Annotated in this window: 14 protein-coding genes and 1 riboswitch; of the genes, 7 read left to right on the top strand and 7 right to left on the bottom strand. The window is 71.8% G+C overall.

Annotated features, from left to right (window positions below; genetic code table 11):
* Positions 1-17: 17 nt before the first annotated feature.
* The 4 genes from ACIBK1_RS26370 to ACIBK1_RS26385 form a co-directional block, all read right to left on the bottom strand.
* Positions 18-935: a hypothetical protein gene (locus ACIBK1_RS26370; RefSeq protein ID WP_396738367.1), complete on the bottom strand. Its 918-nt coding sequence runs from the start codon at positions 933-935 to the stop codon at positions 18-20.
* Positions 936-1,038: 103 nt separating this feature from the next.
* A complete protein-coding gene (locus tag ACIBK1_RS26375; RefSeq protein WP_396721238.1) occupies positions 1,039-1,620 on the bottom strand; it encodes a C40 family peptidase in 582 nt (193 codons plus the stop codon).
* 74 nt (positions 1,621-1,694) lie between these two features.
* Positions 1,695-1,849, bottom strand: a riboswitch (cyclic di-AMP (ydaO/yuaA leader).
* Positions 1,850-2,167: 318 nt separating this feature from the next.
* Entirely contained in the window at positions 2,168-3,130 is a 963-nt protein-coding gene (locus tag ACIBK1_RS26380; protein WP_030508912.1) for a C40 family peptidase, read from the bottom strand.
* 148 nt (positions 3,131-3,278) lie between these two features.
* Positions 3,279-4,595, bottom strand: a complete 1,317-nt coding sequence (locus ACIBK1_RS26385; RefSeq protein WP_030508911.1) for an NYN domain-containing protein — start codon at positions 4,593-4,595, stop codon at positions 3,279-3,281.
* Positions 4,596-4,919: 324 nt separating this feature from the next.
* On the opposite strand from ACIBK1_RS26385, the gene ACIBK1_RS26390 reads away from it, so the two are divergent.
* The 3 genes from ACIBK1_RS26390 to ACIBK1_RS26400 all read left to right on the top strand — a co-directional run bounded on the left by ACIBK1_RS26390 (position 4,920) and on the right by ACIBK1_RS26400 (position 7,686).
* A complete protein-coding gene (locus ACIBK1_RS26390) occupies positions 4,920-5,501 on the top strand; it encodes a GNAT family N-acetyltransferase (RefSeq protein ID WP_396738370.1) in 582 nt (193 codons plus the stop codon).
* A 60-nt stretch (positions 5,502-5,561) separates the two neighbouring features.
* Positions 5,562-7,289 (top strand): DEDD exonuclease domain-containing protein, encoded by a 1,728-nt coding sequence (locus ACIBK1_RS26395; protein WP_396738373.1) that lies wholly within the window; start codon positions 5,562-5,564, stop codon positions 7,287-7,289.
* A 109-nt stretch (positions 7,290-7,398) separates the two neighbouring features.
* The gene (locus tag ACIBK1_RS26400; protein WP_030508908.1) at positions 7,399-7,686 is read left to right on the top strand and encodes an Lrp/AsnC family transcriptional regulator; all 288 of its coding nucleotides are present in this window, start codon (positions 7,399-7,401) and stop codon (positions 7,684-7,686) included.
* 40 nt (positions 7,687-7,726) lie between these two features.
* Here the strand turns inward: ACIBK1_RS26400 and ACIBK1_RS26405 are convergent, their stop codons facing one another.
* From ACIBK1_RS26405 to ACIBK1_RS26415, 3 genes are all read right to left on the bottom strand, one after another.
* On the bottom strand, positions 7,727-8,530 hold the full coding sequence (locus ACIBK1_RS26405; RefSeq protein WP_396738376.1) for a sensor histidine kinase: 804 nt from the start codon (positions 8,528-8,530) through the stop codon (positions 7,727-7,729).
* Positions 8,531-8,628: 98 nt separating this feature from the next.
* Complete coding sequence (gene trpD, locus ACIBK1_RS26410; protein ID WP_036407110.1) at positions 8,629-9,678, bottom strand: anthranilate phosphoribosyltransferase; 1,050 nt, start codon at positions 9,676-9,678, stop codon at positions 8,629-8,631.
* Positions 9,679-10,013: 335 nt separating this feature from the next.
* Positions 10,014-10,409, bottom strand: a complete 396-nt coding sequence (locus tag ACIBK1_RS26415; RefSeq protein ID WP_030508905.1) for a response regulator transcription factor — start codon at positions 10,407-10,409, stop codon at positions 10,014-10,016.
* A gap of 162 nt (positions 10,410-10,571) precedes the next feature.
* Here ACIBK1_RS26415 and ctaE point away from each other — a divergent pair, with 162 nt between their 5' ends.
* Genes ctaE through qcrB form a run of 4 tightly spaced genes read left to right on the top strand, consistent with a single transcriptional unit; the run spans position 10,572 to position 14,720 of the window.
* On the top strand, positions 10,572-11,189 hold the full coding sequence (gene ctaE, locus ACIBK1_RS26420) for an aa3-type cytochrome oxidase subunit III (RefSeq protein WP_030508904.1): 618 nt from the start codon (positions 10,572-10,574) through the stop codon (positions 11,187-11,189).
* 17 nt (positions 11,190-11,206) lie between these two features.
* Positions 11,207-12,016 (top strand): cytochrome bc1 complex diheme cytochrome c subunit, encoded by an 810-nt coding sequence (qcrC, locus tag ACIBK1_RS26425; protein ID WP_030508903.1) that lies wholly within the window; start codon positions 11,207-11,209, stop codon positions 12,014-12,016.
* On the top strand, positions 12,013-13,092 hold the full coding sequence (gene qcrA, locus ACIBK1_RS26430; RefSeq protein WP_363535978.1) for a cytochrome bc1 complex Rieske iron-sulfur subunit: 1,080 nt from the start codon (positions 12,013-12,015) through the stop codon (positions 13,090-13,092). The genes qcrC and qcrA overlap by 4 nt, the downstream gene beginning before the upstream one ends.
* On the top strand, positions 13,089-14,720 hold the full coding sequence (gene qcrB, locus ACIBK1_RS26435) for a cytochrome bc1 complex cytochrome b subunit (protein ID WP_030508901.1): 1,632 nt from the start codon (positions 13,089-13,091) through the stop codon (positions 14,718-14,720). Before qcrA ends, qcrB begins: the two co-directional genes overlap by 4 nt.
* Positions 14,721-14,797 lie beyond the last annotated feature (77 nt).

Below are 14,797 nucleotides of genomic sequence, written 5' to 3' on the forward strand. Positions count from 1 at the left end.
TCCCAAGAAGATCGGGATCAGGGCCGGGCGAGCTGCTCGCGGGCCCACGACCGCCAGGCGCTGGTCAGGCCGTCGGCGGTCAGCCCGAGCTGTTCTCCGAGGGCGGCGCCGATCTCCTCGCGCAGCGCGGCGCGGTAGAGGGCGACCAGCCTCCGCTCGCCGAAGCGGGCCGCGATGTAGCGGCAGGCGAGCCACGCCTCCTCGTACGCCTGGGCGGGCCTGGCGGCGAAGTCGGCGGGCCCGGGCAGGCCGTCCAGCGCCGCCCTCCCCGCCGCCACGTCGGCGGCCAGCTCGGCGGCGACCGTACGGACCGGCAGTCCGCTGTCCAGGTAGCCCACGTAGTCGGCGAAGCCCTCCATGAGCCACATCGGCACCGCGCGAGGACCGGAGGTCGCGACGTGCGTCAGCTCATGGGTCACGACGACCAGGCGGCCGGTCGCGGACAGGCGGGCGAACGCGGCCGGCTGCACGATCACACGGCCGCCGGTGGCGACCGCCGCCAGGCCGTCCACCTTCGCCGGCGTCGCCAGCACGGCGGCCTGCTCCTCGGTGCGCGGCACGAGGACCACCGCGCCGCCGCGCCCGCCCCAGATCCTCGTGACCGTGCGGCCCGCGCGATCGGCCAGTGCGGCGACCTCGGCGACCAGCGGCCGGGGCGACCCGACGACGACGGCGCGCTCGCCGCGGGCGACGGAGGCGCCGGTCCACATGCCCGGATGCTCGCGCACGGCGGCGCGGGCGTCCAGCCGCAGGGCGCGCAGCGGGTCGGGCGGCGCCGCGGCGGCGAGCCCGGCCAGCAGCGCGGCCAGCGCGACGGCCACGACCGCGACCCGGCGGGGAGGGACCCCGTGGGGCGCGGCTTCGAGCCGGCACCGGTCGGTCCCGGCGCGCACGCTCCGCAGGCCGCCCCCGGGCACGCCGCTCGTGACAGTCACGCCGTGCATGGTAGCCAGCACATGTCACGGCCCCGTCCACCTCGGCGAGATGGACGGGGCCGTAGGGACGGCGCCGGTCGAGGGGGCTGGTGACCGGCGCCCGTCAGACGCCCGGACGGACGGCACCCACGAAGGTGCTCTTCCGATAGGCGTCCAGCTTGTCGATCCTGACCCGCGTGCCGGTGTGCGGAGCGTGGATCATCTTGCCGTGCCCGACGTACATGCCGACGTGGCCGCCGCCGCTGGTGAAGATGAGGTCACCGGGCTCGAAGTGCCCCCAGGACACCTTCGTCCTGACCGCGCCGCGGATGGACCACGTCGTGCGCGGCAGCCGTACGCCCGCCTTGCGCCAGGCGTACTGGACCAGGCCCGAGCAGTCGAACGCGCCCGGTCCCGTGGCTCCGTAGCGGTAAGGGTCGCCGATCTGCTTCTCGGCGGTCTTCACCGCGCGCCGGGCCTTGGCCCGCTGGAGCGAGGTCCTGCTGATCTTCCGCTTGGCGGTGTGCTTCTTGGTCCGCTTCTTCGCGGCGGCCTTGCGGGCGGCGGTTTTCGCGCTGTTCCCGTCGCTCGTGTTCGTGGCCGTCTTCGTCGCTGTGGCCGTCTTGACGACCGTGACCGTCACCGTGTCGGCCGCCGTATCGGCCGCCGCCGGATGTGCTCCGGCGACCCCTACGGATGCCGTCAACGCGGCACCACCAACGGCAATTCGGGCAAGACGGGACAGACTAGCGGGGGTGGTAGACAGGATCTCTCCTCGGGTCTTCCGCTCACGCCTACCGGGTTAGCTGACGGGTTCGGGCGGGGAAGTCGCCCTACGGCGCGCGATGCGCCGATTCACCCCGGACCTTCGCGTGAAGGTCGATGGTTCCCCGGCTCCGTGCCTCCTGACTGCACGGACTCGGCTGGTCATCGGCGCCGGGGGATCCCGCGAGGGGGAGGGTGTTGGAGGACGCCGATGCCGGTGGATGACTGCGCGGCCCGGCCGGCCGGACCGGGACGCGCCGCGGCGAGGCGTGCTCGCCGCGGCCCAGAAGCTACCGAGGACTCGCGGCGTTCGGCAAAGCCCGCCCGCCGGATAAAGATCGGATAACGAAGGCCGCGGAGAAGAAATCGCAGCTTACCCACCTCGCGAGAGGGCTAAGTGTGACTCTGCTCACAATCTGCGCAACAAGGGCTGAATGCGGTCACAAGAGCCCCGAAAACCACACACCGTCACAGAGGTGGCCAACCCCTCAGGGGCGCACAGCTCCGATCGCGTGATACTCCGCGAGTGAGACAATCTTCACAACATCGCCGGTCTGCGGGGCGTGGACGACCTTGCCGTCGCCGGCGTAGATGCCGACGTGTCCGTATCCGGCGTGCCAGAGCAGGTCGCCCGGCTGGAGCTCGTCCAGCGAGACCCTGCGGCTCGCACCCCAGGCCCACTGCTCGTAGCTGGTCCGGGGCAGCCGCACGCCCGCCGCCGCCCACGCGGCCTGCACGAGCCCGGAGCAGTCCCAGGCGCCCGGTCCGGTGCCCCCGTAGCGATAGGGCTTGCCGACCTGCTTGTAGGCGAACTGGAGGGCTTCCAGCGCGTTGCCGGACGCCGGCCCGGTGTAGACGACGCCGGCGCTGTTGGGGTTGCCGGGGTTGAACGTCCCGAGCGAGCGCAGCAGCTTCATCTGCTCCCGGACGAGCTTGTCGACCTTCTCCTTCTCGCCGGCCAGCTCGTCCTTGACGTCGGCGGCCTCTTTGTAGACCACCTTGCTCTGGTCGCGGCGGTCCTTGAGGTCCTTGATGGCGCCCTCGTACTCCCTGAGGCGCCCGGCCCGCTCGGCCGACATGTGGTTGAGCGTGGCGAGGCCGCTGAGCATGGCATCGGGGTTGGAGCTGTAGAAGACGCCGCCCCACGACCCCATCTCGCCGACCTGGTAGCTGCTGACGGCCATCGAGACCAGTCCGGAGCGCAGCGCCTCGACCCGGACGTTCTGCTTCTTGTAGTCCTCGTTGATCGCGAGGTACTTCTGCCGCGACTTCTTCCACTTCTCGTTGGCCGCGTTGTAGCGGTCCACGAGCTTGTCGGCCTGCTCGTTGAGCTTGCTCAGCTTCGCCTTGGCCTGCGCGACCGTGGGCTTCGGATCCGCCTCCGCGCCCGTCATCGGCGTCAGCAGGACCACGGCGGCCAGACCGGCGGCCACCGGCACACGCCCTCGCACTGAGCCCCCTTGAGGATCAACCTCTTAGATCAACGAACCTGCGGCGCGACTCTATCTAGGCGATCTTGAAGCTTCAACCTATTCGCAGGTATTCGCGGCAGTCATCACCCTTGGTGACGACGCCGTCGCGGGCTGCGCGCGCGGCGGCTCAGCCGCGGCCGAGACGGCGCAGCAGCAGGAGCGAGGGCACCGGCCGGGCGCCCATGCGGCGCACCGACTCGGCCACCTCCCTGTCGGAGGAGACCACGGCGATGGCCCGCCCGGGCGGCTCCGCCCGCACCAGTGCGCGGATGAGGTCGTCGGCGATCTCCCCGGGCGCGCTGAACCTCACCCGCACCCCACGCGGCGCGGAGACCTGGACCGGCCCGTTCAGCTCGGCGCCGTCGAACACGCACGTCACCTCCGCCCGCGTCTGCACGGCGAGCCCGCCGAGCCCGGTCAGCAGCCGGGCCCGCTGGTCGGCGAGGGTCAGCGACGGGTAGCCGGTCTTGGTCACGTTGTAGCCGTCGACGATCAGATGCAGATGAGGGATGGCCAGGAGCTGGTCGAGGAGCTGCGGGTCGTCGTTGGCCAGCGCCCGCGCGGGAACGGCCGTCACGCCCGGCTCGCCGGGCTGCACCGCGTTCACGTGGTCGGCCGGCCTGGTGATCGTCGTGGGCAGCCCGAGCTCCTTGCGCAGCCCGGAGGCGGCGTCCTGGAGCGCGTCCAGCAGCACCCGCACCCGGGCGTCCTCGACGCTGCGGCCCTCGCGGGCGGCCCTGCGGCTGGCCTCCAGCTGGCGCTCGGCGTCCGCCAGGCGCTCCCTGAGCCGGCGCACCTCGGTCTCGGCCGCGCCGTTGGCGCTCGCGGCCCTGGTCCGCGCCTCGGCCGTCTCGGCCTCCAGCTCGGCCGCCCTGGCCTCGGCGGCCCTGACCCGCTCGCGGGCGTCGTGCAGCTTGCGCCGCAGGTCGGAGTTCTCCGCGCGGGCCGCCTTGAGCTGCTCGCGCACCCGGTCGATCTCCTCCTTGGCGGAGGCGCGCTGCGCCGCGAGCTGCTCGCGCAGCCGCGTCTCCGCCTGCTCCCGCTGGGTGCCCGCGGCGGCGGCCTGCTCCAGGTCGGTCCGCGCCTGCTCGACCAGGTCCGGCCAGCCGGGCGGGCGGGTCAGGTACGCCGCCGCCGCGACCAGCACCGGCTCGGCCGCGGGGGGCACCGTGCCCTCGGCCAGGCTCCCCACCAGCTCGGGCCAGGCGACCTCCACCGCCTCGGCCACCCGCTCGCGGAACTCCTTGTCGTTCTCCAGCTGGGCCGCGATGGGCGCGCTGCCCAGACGGGCGCGCTTGCGCGGGTCGAACTTGGCGATGTTGCGCAACGGCGGCGGCACGGCCGCGGCGGGCATCGAGCCCAGCACCTGCGCCGCGACCTCCACCACCTGTAAACGCACCTGCTCGGGCAACGGACGAGACAGGCCTTCTCCGGCTGAACTCATCTCGTCGCTCCTCGGCCGTGTCCTACGGATCTGCTGCCCACTGCGGTCGCCCCGGCGGCGCCTCGCGGTGCTGTCGCCCCCGAGTGCGAGAACGTCCCGATGCCCGCCGTCCGCGAGGCGTGGGCCTCACGGCGCGCCCACCGGACCGCCATCACACGGCAAGATCTGCGAGACACTCCCTTGTTCCTGTCTTCTTTCAAGGGTACGGCCGTCGCACCGTGTCCATGTCGCGTTCATGATCTGTCACGGCGTCCCGCACCGGCGGCCCGGGCGCGGCACAACCCCTCGATGGGGCGCCCGGTCCCTGGCCGTACGCTTGGCGGCGTGTTCACGCCGCCGTATCCGATCACGACCCCCCGGCTGGTCCTGCGCCCCTTCACCGAGACCGACCTCGACGACCTGCACGCCTTCCACTCCCTGCCCGAGGTCGCCAGATACCTCTACTGGGACGCCCGCACGCGGGAGGAGACGAAGGCCGCGCTCGATCGGAAGATCGCCTGCGCGTCGCTCGGAGAGGGCGGCGACATGCTGTGCGTGGCCGCCGAGTCGGCCGGCGGCGGGCCCGTGATCGGGGACCTCACGTTGTTCCTGCGCAGCCGGGAGCACCGCCAGGGCGAGATCGGCTTCGTCTTCAACCCGGCGTACCAGGGCCGCGGGCTGGCCACCGAGGCGGCCCGCGAGGTCCTCCGCATCGCATTCGAGGGTCTCGGGCTGCATCGCGTGCACGGCAACTGCGACGCGCGCAACACCGCCTCCGCCCGCCTCATGGAGCGGCTCGGCATGCGCAAGGAGGCCCACCTGGTGGAGAACGAGTTCTTCGCCGGCGCGTGGAGCGACGAGCTGATCTACGCGATGCTGGCGCGCGAATGGCACGCGGGAGCGGTCGGCGCGCAGCCGCCGGCCTGACCGTCGCTTTGCCTTCGCCTGGGGCGGGGGCGGCAATTGTCGGTCGGGACTTCTATGGTCATGGGCGTGGATGCGGTACAGGGCACGCTGGACGAGCTCGGCACTCCCCTGCGGGAGGTGACGTTCGTCGTCTTCGACCTGGAGACCACCGGCGGGTCGGCCGCGGAGCACGCCATCACGGAGATCGGCGCGGTGAAGGTACGCGGCGGCGAGGTGATCGGCGAGTTCGCCACACTGGTCGACCCCGGCGGCCCGATCCCGCCGTTCATCTCCGTGCTGACCGGCATCACCGACGCGATGGTCGTGGCCGCGCCGAAGTTCTCCGAGGTGCTGCCGAGCTTTCTGGAGTTCGTCGCCGGCGCCGCGCTGGTGGCGCACAACGCGCCGTTCGACATGTCGTTCCTGAAGGCGGCGTGCCAGGTCAACGGCTATCCGCCCCCGGCCAACCCCGTGGTGGACACGGCCGACCTCGCGCGCCGCGTGCTCACCCGCGACGAGACCCCCAACTGCAAGCTGGCCACCCTCGCGCGGGTCTTCCGCAGCTCCACCGAGCCCTGCCACCGGGCGCTGGCCGACGCGAAGGCCACGGTCGACGTGCTGCACGGCCTCATCGCGCGGGTCGGGTCGCTCGGCGTGCACACGCTGGAAGACCTGCGCGGCTTCGTGCGCGCGCCCACCCCGGAGCAGCAGCGCAAGCGCCACCTCGCCGAGGGGGTGCCCGGCGCGCCCGGCGTCTACATCTTCGAGGACCTCAAGGGTGAGGCGCTCTACATCGGCAAGAGCTCCAACCTGCGCAACCGCGTGCGCAGCTACTTCACCGCGAGCGAGACGCGCTCCCGCATCCGCGAGATGGTCGGCATCGCCGAGCGGGTCAGGACGATCGTCTGCGCCACCGCGCTGGAGGCGGAGATCCGCGAGCTGCGGATGATCGGAGCCACCAAGCCCCGCTACAACAGGCGGTCCCGCTTCCCTGAGCGGGCGGTCTGGCTCAAGCTGACCGACGAGGCGTTCCCACGGCTCAGCGTCGTGCGCGAGGTGAAGGACGACGGCGCGGCCTACCTCGGCCCGTTCGGCAGCAGCCGCACCGCCGACGACGCGCGGACCGCCATGCACGAGGCGCTGCCGCTGCGGCAGTGCACCGAACGGCTGTCGGCCCGCGTGCGGCGCCCCGCCTGCGCGCTCGCCGAGATGGGCCGCTGCGGCGCGCCCTGCGAGGGCCGCGAGAGCGAGGAGAGCTACGCCCGCCACGCCCGCCGCGCCCGGCACGCGATGGAGCTCGACGCGGAGGCGGTGTTCTCGGCGATGGAGGCGCGCATGAGCCGTCTGTCGGCCGAGCAGCGATACGAGGAGGCGGCCGTCGACCGGGACCGGCTCGCGGCATACGTCAGGACCGCCGCGCGCATGCAGCGCCTGCGCTCCCTGACCGGCATCCCGCAGATGGTCGCGGCCAGCCCCGCCTTCGACGGCGGCTGGGACATCCACGTCATCCGGCACGGCAGGCTCGCCGCGGCCGGCGTGATGCCCCGGGGCGCCCACCCCACGCCGTACGTGGACGCGCTGGTCGCCACGGCGGAGACCGTCGTCCCCGGCCCCGGCCCGACCCCGGCCGCCAGCGCCGAGGAGACCGAGTGCGTGCTGCGCTGGCTCGACTCCCCCGGCGTGCGTCTCGTCCAGGTCGACGGCACCTGGAGCCTTCCCGCGTACGGCGCGGGGCGGCTGGTCGAGCGCATCGAGCGCGCCTACCGGCACCAGCGCGGCGACCGCCGGGAGGGACGGCCCCTGCGGTGAGGCCGCGGAGGTGAGGCCGCGGAGGTGAGGCCGCGGAGGTGAGGCCGCGGGGGTGGCACTAATGTCGGGGTCGACAGACCCGAGCCGCGAGACAGCAGGAGAGACGCCCATGGTCACCGCGATCGTCCACATCAAGGCGGACGTCGACAGGATCCCCGAGGTCGCCGAGGCCATCGCCGAGATCGAGGGCGTCAGCGAGGTGTACTCGATCACCGGCGAGTTCGACCTGCTGGCCATGGTCAGGGTCGGCCGCTACGAGGCGGTGGCAGAGGTGGTGCCCGGCCGTGTCAACAAGGTGCCCGGGGTGCGTCACACCGAGACGCACATCGCCTTCCGCACCTACTCCCGCCACGACCTGGAGGCGGCCTTCTCCATCGGCCTCGCCGACGCGGACTGATCCCGCCCGGCCACGCGCCATGGTCGCCCGGGGCGGCGGGTCAGGCCGGGCGGAGCAGCCGGACGCGGACCTCGAACCCGCCGGGAAGCCGGTGCGCGGCGACCGAGCCGCCGAACAGCGCCGCGCGTTCCCAGGTGCCGACGAGCCGGTCGCGGGGCAGCCCGTCGTCGTGGACGACGACCTCCAGGAGGGCCGGCAGCCACCGCAGCGTGACCGTCGCGGAGCGGGCCATGCCGTACCACAGGGCGTTGCCCAGCGCCTCCTCCACGATGCGGTAGGCCGACAGCTCCAGCGTGGGGCCGCTCCCCCGGGCGCCGACCTCGGTGAGCCGGACGGCGAGCCCGCCCGCCCGGAAGTCGTCGATCAGCCCGGGCAGGTCTCCCAGGCCCGGCTGGGGGCCGTGGCGCTGCCCTTCCACGCGCAGCAGGCCCATCATCCGGCGCAGGTCGGACAGGACGCGCCGGCCCGACTCCTCGGCCTCACGGAAGGTCCGCCGCGCCCGTTCCGGGTCCTGGTCCATGATCACCCGGCCCGCTCCCACGCCCAGCGTCATCACGCTGAGGTCGTGGGCCACCAGGTCGTGCAGTTCCGAGGCGATCCGCAGGCGTTCCCTGACGACGTCGTCCTCGGCCGCGAGGTGAGCGGGCCTTCCGGGCCGCGCGTCGTCCCCGCCCTCCGGCCTGACCCGCCGGCCGTCCCTGTCGCGGTCTCCTCCAGGGGAGACCGCGCCGGGGCGACGACCGGCGGAGGGCGCACCACGGAGACCGGCGGCGAGTGAGGCCATCCCGCCCCGGGCCGACGCGGCCCAGCGGTGGATGACGCGAAGGGCGGACAGGCGCATCATGGCGGGAACGGTACGGCTCAGGCCGAATCCGGCACGTCCCCATCAAGACGGACCGCTGATCCCTCCCGCGGTGGAGGAGATCCGGATCAGGAGCGCGATCAGGCCTTACCGCCGAGCGCGCGGCTGATCTCGACCCAGCGCTCCAGCGTCTGCGCGGCCCGGCCCGAGTCGACCGCCTCGACCGCGCGGGCGTACGCCGCGCGCAGGTCGCCGATCAGGTCGTCGCCCGGCCCGTCGTAGGCGACCAGGCCGGCCGCCGCGTTCAGCAGCACCGCGTCGCGCACCGGTCCCGTCTCGCCGCGCAGCAGGTCGCGCACCGCCCCCGCGTTGAACTCGACGTCGCCGCCGCGCAGGTCGCCCGGCTGGGAGCGGGGGATGCCGAGGTCGGCCGGGTCGATCGTCGTCTGGGTCGCGGTGCCCTCCCGGACGACGAAGACCGTCGACGGGGCCGCGGTGGACAGCTCGTCCAGGCCGTCGTCGCCCCGGAAGACCAGCGCCGACACGCCGCGTTCCGCGAAGACCCCGGCCATGACCGGCAGCATGCGCGCGTCGAACACGCCGATTGCCTGGGCGGCGGGGCGCGCGGGGTTGGCCAGCGGCCCGAGGAAGTTGAACACCGTGGGCACGCCGATCTCCTTGCGCGGCGGGCCGGTGAAGCGCAGCGCGGGGTGGTAGACGGGCGCGAAGCAGAAGGCGATGCCGGACTCCACCGCGACCCTGGCGGTGGTCTCCGGCGACAGGTCGAGGGCGACGCCCAGGTGTTCGAGCACGTCGGCCGCGCCGCACAGCGAGGAGGCGGCCCGGTTGCCGTGCTTGACGACCCGGGCCCCGGCCGCCGCCGCGACGATCGCGGCCATGGTCGAGACGTTGACGGTGTGCGCCCGGTCTCCGCCGGTGCCGACGATGTCGACCACCGGCCCCTCGACCGTGAGCGGGGTCGCGCGCTCGAACATGGTGCGGACGAGGCCCGTCACCTCGGCGACGGTCTCGCCCTTGGCCCGCAGGGCGACGGCGAAGGCGGCGATCTGCGCCGGGGTGGCCGACCCCGACATGATCTCCCCCATTACCCAGGCCGTCTCGTCGGCCGTCAGGTTCTCGCCCGCCAGCAGGGCGTTCAGCGTGGAGGGCCAGGTGGTGCGCGTGTCCATGGTGGGCTCCGCGGGATTCGATGTGGGGTCGGGTCGGCGTGTCGGCTGTGCGGTACGGCCGGGCGGGCCGGGGCACGGGACCGGTGGGCCGGGCGCGCCTGCGCCCGGCGTCGACGTGCGTCCGGCGCCGGCGTTCCCGGTTACGGGCCCGCCCGACGATGCGCCGGGGCCCGGCCCGCCCGGGCTCCGTGCGCCCGATTGAGTGCGCCCGGTCCAGTACGCCCGGTCCAGTACGCCCGGTCCAGTGCGCCCGTTGAGTGCGCCCGTTGAGTGCGCCCGGCTCGGTACGCCCGGTTGAGGGCGCGCGGGCCGGTGCGCGGCTCGGTGCGCGCGGCTCAGTGCGCCCTGGTGAGGCTGAGGCGGCGCCGCATGAGATCGGCCACCGCCTCGGCGAGGACGACGGGGTCGATGGGCTGCGCGACGACGGCGTCGGCGCGGGACCAGTTGGCCAGCCAGCGGTCGTCCCTGCGGGCGATCAACAGCAGGATCGGCGGGCAGTTGTGCACCTCGTCCTTGGCCTGCCTGCTGACCCCCATCCCGCCGGCCGGCTGCGCCTCGCCGTCGAGGACGGCCACGTCGATGTCGCCGGAGTCGAGGTGCTTGATCACGGCCGGCTGGGTCGCGCACTCGACGATCTCGACGAGGGGCACGTCCGCGGCGGGGCGCCGCCCGATGGCCAGCCGCACCTTCTCCCGGGTGCTTGCGTCGTCGCTGTAGACGAGAACCCTCATTTCACGCTCACTGTCGAATCGCGGGGTATGGTCATCGTGATGCTACCGGCGCGGCTGCAGGGCTCGCAGCCCCGGGGCGATTGCCATGACATGCCCGTTTCGTAGGCGCAGATGGACCCTAGCGGGGGGTCGTGGGGCGACCCGACCTGGGGAGCCGCAATAATGCTGGGCGTGGCGACAGCATCCGCAATTACTACGACGACGAGACCGCACGGGTCCAGCCGGCCGAACCTGGTTCAGGTCGGCACCATCGTGTGGTTGTCCTCTGAGCTCATGTTCTTCGCGGCGCTGTTCGCGATGTACTTCACCATCCGGTCGGTCAGCCTGGGGCAGGGCACGCACTGGCCCGAGGCGGACCTCAACGTCCCGTTCGCGACCTTCAACACGACCGTCCTGGTTCTGTCGAGCGTCACGTGCCAGCTGGGCGTGTGGGCCGTCGAGAAAGGCCAGGTCAAGAAGCTGCGATTCTGGTATGTCGTAAGCTTCTTGATGGGTGCGTTCTTCGTGGGCGGACAGCTCTGGGAGTACGGGCACCTGGCGGAGGAGGGTCACATCCTCTCGCACTCTCCGTACGACTCGGTGTTCTACCTGACCACGGGCTTCCATGGCTTGCACGTGACGGGTGGTCTGATCGCGTTCCTGTTCATCCTGGGACGTACGTACGCCGCGAAGCGCTTGACGTATGAGCAGCAGACCAGCGCGATCGTCGTGTCCTACTACTGGCACTTCGTCGACGTGGTCTGGATCGGCCTTTTCGCGACCATCTACATCATCAAATGATCGGAACGGGGATTTCGGTGAACTCCATCACCGCCCGACGGCGCCATCCCCTCGCGCGAGTCGCCGTCGTGGCGCTCGCGCTGGGCCTGCTCGGCGGCGGCTACGCGCTCACGGCGCCGAACGGCAGCACCGCGGACGCCGCGATCGCGTCCGGCAAGGCCGACGACGCGGCGCAGGGCAAGAGCCTGTTCGTGGCGCACTGCGCGAGCTGCCACGGCTTGAACGCCGAGGGCACCAAGAAGGCTCCGACGCTCATCGGCGTCGGAGCCGCCGCTGTGAACTTCCAGGTGAGCAGTGGCCGCATGCCCGCCGCCGACGCGGGTCCCCAGGCTCCGCGCAAGCCGCGCGCGGAGTGGGCGACCGACCAGGCCGTCGACCAGCTCGCGGCGTACGTCCAGTCGCTGGGCGGCGGTCCGACGGTGCCCAGCGCCGAGCAGGTCGACCCGGCCAAGGGTGACCCGGCCAAGGGCGGCGAGCTCTTCCGCGCCAACTGCATCCAGTGCCACAACTTCGTGGGCGCCGGCGGCGCGCTGACCTACGGCAAGTACGCGCCGCCGCTGAACCCGGCGACGCCGACGCAGATCTACGAGGCGATGGCCACCGGCCCGCAGGCGATGCCGGTGTTCAACGACTCGACGATCACGCCCGAGCAGAAGCGTGACATGATCGCGTACATCACCCACGTGCGGTCGCAGGTCGACCCGGGCGGTTCGGGACTGGGCCGCATCGGCCCCGTCACCGAGGGCCTTGTAGCGTGGGTCGTGGGTCTCAGCCTCCTGATCCTGGCCTCCATCTGGATCACAGCGAAGAAGCGGCGTGCGGCATGACAGAGCAGAACGAGTACCCCGAGAGCAGCCGCGTGCCGACGCGTGTCCTCGGCACGCCACCCGCGGACGCGCCGATCGTCGACAGCGACCCGATCCACGCGCCCGTGGGTGTTCCCGGCGTGATCCCGCAGGACCCCGTCAAGGCCCGCAAGGCCGAGCGCCTCGTCGCGCTGCTGTTCCTGATCACCTTCCTGGCCGGGGCCGGCTTCATCGCCTCGTACGTGATCTTCCAGGTCGGCACGATCGACAAGACGGCCGCCTCGAACTTCGCGCTCGGCGGCACCCTGGCCCTGGCCCTGCTCGCGCTGGCCGCGGGACTCACGGTCTGGGTGCGGCAGATCATGCCGAAGTACAACCTCGTCCAGGAGCGCCACGAGATGCGCTCCGACGACGACACGCGTGAGTACGTCAACGAGACCTTCCTCCAGGGCGCCGACGAGAGCGGGTTCGTCAAGCACCGGCTGCTGCGCCGCACGCTGCTGCTGGCCGCCGCTCCGCTGGGCCTGGCCCCGCTGGTGCTGCTGAAGGACCTCGGCCCGCTCCCCGGGACCGCGCTCAGGCACACCGTCTGGGGTGAGCCCACCAAGGACGGCAAGCCGCGCCGCCTCGTGGTCGAGGGCTCCGGCCAGCCGATCCGCGCGGCCGACTTCAACTCGCCCGGCGGCATCCTCTCCGTGGTCCCCGAGGGCTACGAGGAGGACCTGAACGCGCTGGCCAAGGCGACGCTGATCCTGCTCAAGTTCCGTCCGGAGGAGCTCAAGTCCGGCACGAACCTGAACTGGACGCACGACGGCATCGTCGCCTACTCCAAGATCTGCACCCACGTGGGCTGCCCGGCGGCGCTCTACGAGCAGACGACGCACCACATCCTCTGCCCGTGCCACCAGTCGACCTTCGACGCGGCGGACGGAGCGAGGGTGGTCTTCGGCCCCGCCGCCCGGCCGCTGCCGCAGCTCCCCATCGGAATCGACGAGGAGGGCTACCTCGTCGCGAAGTCCGACTTCAAGGTCCCCGTCGGTCCCAGCTTCTGGGAGCGTGGCGACGCTGAAGCCGAAGCTAGGGAGAACGCATCATGAACGCTCCCCCGAAGGCCATCGAAGGCGTCTCGACGTTCGTCGACGACCGCATCGGCTCGGGGAACTTCCTCAAGCGCAACCTGAGGAAGATCTTCCCCGACCACTGGTCGTTCCTCCTGGGGGAGATCGCGCTCTACTCGTTCGTCATCCTGCTGCTGACCGGTACGTTCCTGACGTTCTGGTTCAAGCCGGGCATGGGCGAGGTCACGTACACGGGCAACTACGCCCCGCTGTACGGCGTGAGGATGTCGGAGGCCTACGCCTCGGCGCTGCACATCAGCTTCGACGTCCGCGGCGGTCTGCTCATGCGGCAGATCCACCACTGGGCGGCGCTGCTGTTCGTGGGCGGCATGACGGTGCACATGCTCCGGGTCTTCTTCACCGGGGCGTACCGCAAGCCGCGCGAGCTCAACTGGATCATCGGCATCCTCCTGCTCTCGCTGGCGCTTCTCGAGGGCCTCACCGGATACTCCCTCCCCGACGACCTGCTCTCCGGCGCGGGTCTGCGGATCACCCAGGGCGTCGCCCAGTCGATTCCGATCGTGGGCACCTACGTCTCGTTCTTCCTGTTCGGCGGCGAGTACCCGGGCCACGACGTCATCTCGCGGTTCTACTCGATCCACATCCTGCTGCTCCCGGGCATCCTGCTCGCGCTCGTCTCGGCCCACATGATCCTCATGTGGGTGCAGAAGCACACGCAGATGCCGGGCAAGAACAGGACCGACAAGAACGTGGTGGGCGCCCCGTTCTACCCGGCCTTCATGATCAAGGCGGGCGCGTTCTTCCTGTTCACGTTCGGCGTCATCGCGCTGCTCGGCACGTTCGCCCAGATCAACCCGATCTGGCTGTTCGGGCCGTACACGCCGGCGGACATCTCGGCCGGATCCCAGCCCGACTGGTACATGGGCTTCCTGGAGGGCGCGCTCCGCCTCATGCCGTCGTGGGAGATCAACTTCCTCGACCACACGGTGACGTTCAGCGTGCTGATCCCGGCGCTGGTGCCGCTGGGCCTCGTCATGACGGGCCTGGCGCTGTATCCGTTCCTGGAGCAGTGGGTCACGGGCGACCGCCGCGAGCACCACATCGCCGACCGGCCGCGCAACAACCCGCACCGCACGGCCATCGGCATCTCGGGCATGACGTTCTACGGCATCCTGTGGCTGCTGGGCGCCAACGACGAGCTGTCGGCGAACTTCCACCTCGACCTGTACAGCACGACGTGGTTCGGACGGTTCGCCATCTTCATCGGCCCGGCCATCGCGTACTGGATCACCTACCGGATGTGCATCGGCCTCCAGCGCAAGGACGCCGAGGTGCTGTCCCACGGCGTGGAGTCCGGCGTCATCAAGCGAATGCCGAACGGCCAGTACATCGAGGTCCACACGCCGCCGGCGGAGGACATCGCCGAGCACATCCGCGGCAAGCAGGAGATCCCGATGCTCGAGAGCGCCGAAGACGGCGAGGGCATCCCGCCCAAGGGCGCCCGCAGCGCCCTCGGCCGGCTCCGGCTCAAGATGAGTCAGGCGTACGGGACCGACCGGGTTCCGCTGACCGACGGCCACCACGAGGAGGGCCACGAGGAGGAGCACGCGGGCGTCGGCGCCGGCGACCGCAAGGAGCTCCACTGACGGGCACCTGACCGACAGGCACGAAGCGGCCCGGCAGGGGGAGACCACTCCCCCGCCGGGCCGTTGTGCTTCCCGCC

It is taken from the genome of Microbispora rosea (assembly GCF_044460045.1).
GTDB lineage: Bacteria > Actinomycetota > Actinomycetes > Streptosporangiales > Streptosporangiaceae > Microbispora > Microbispora rosea.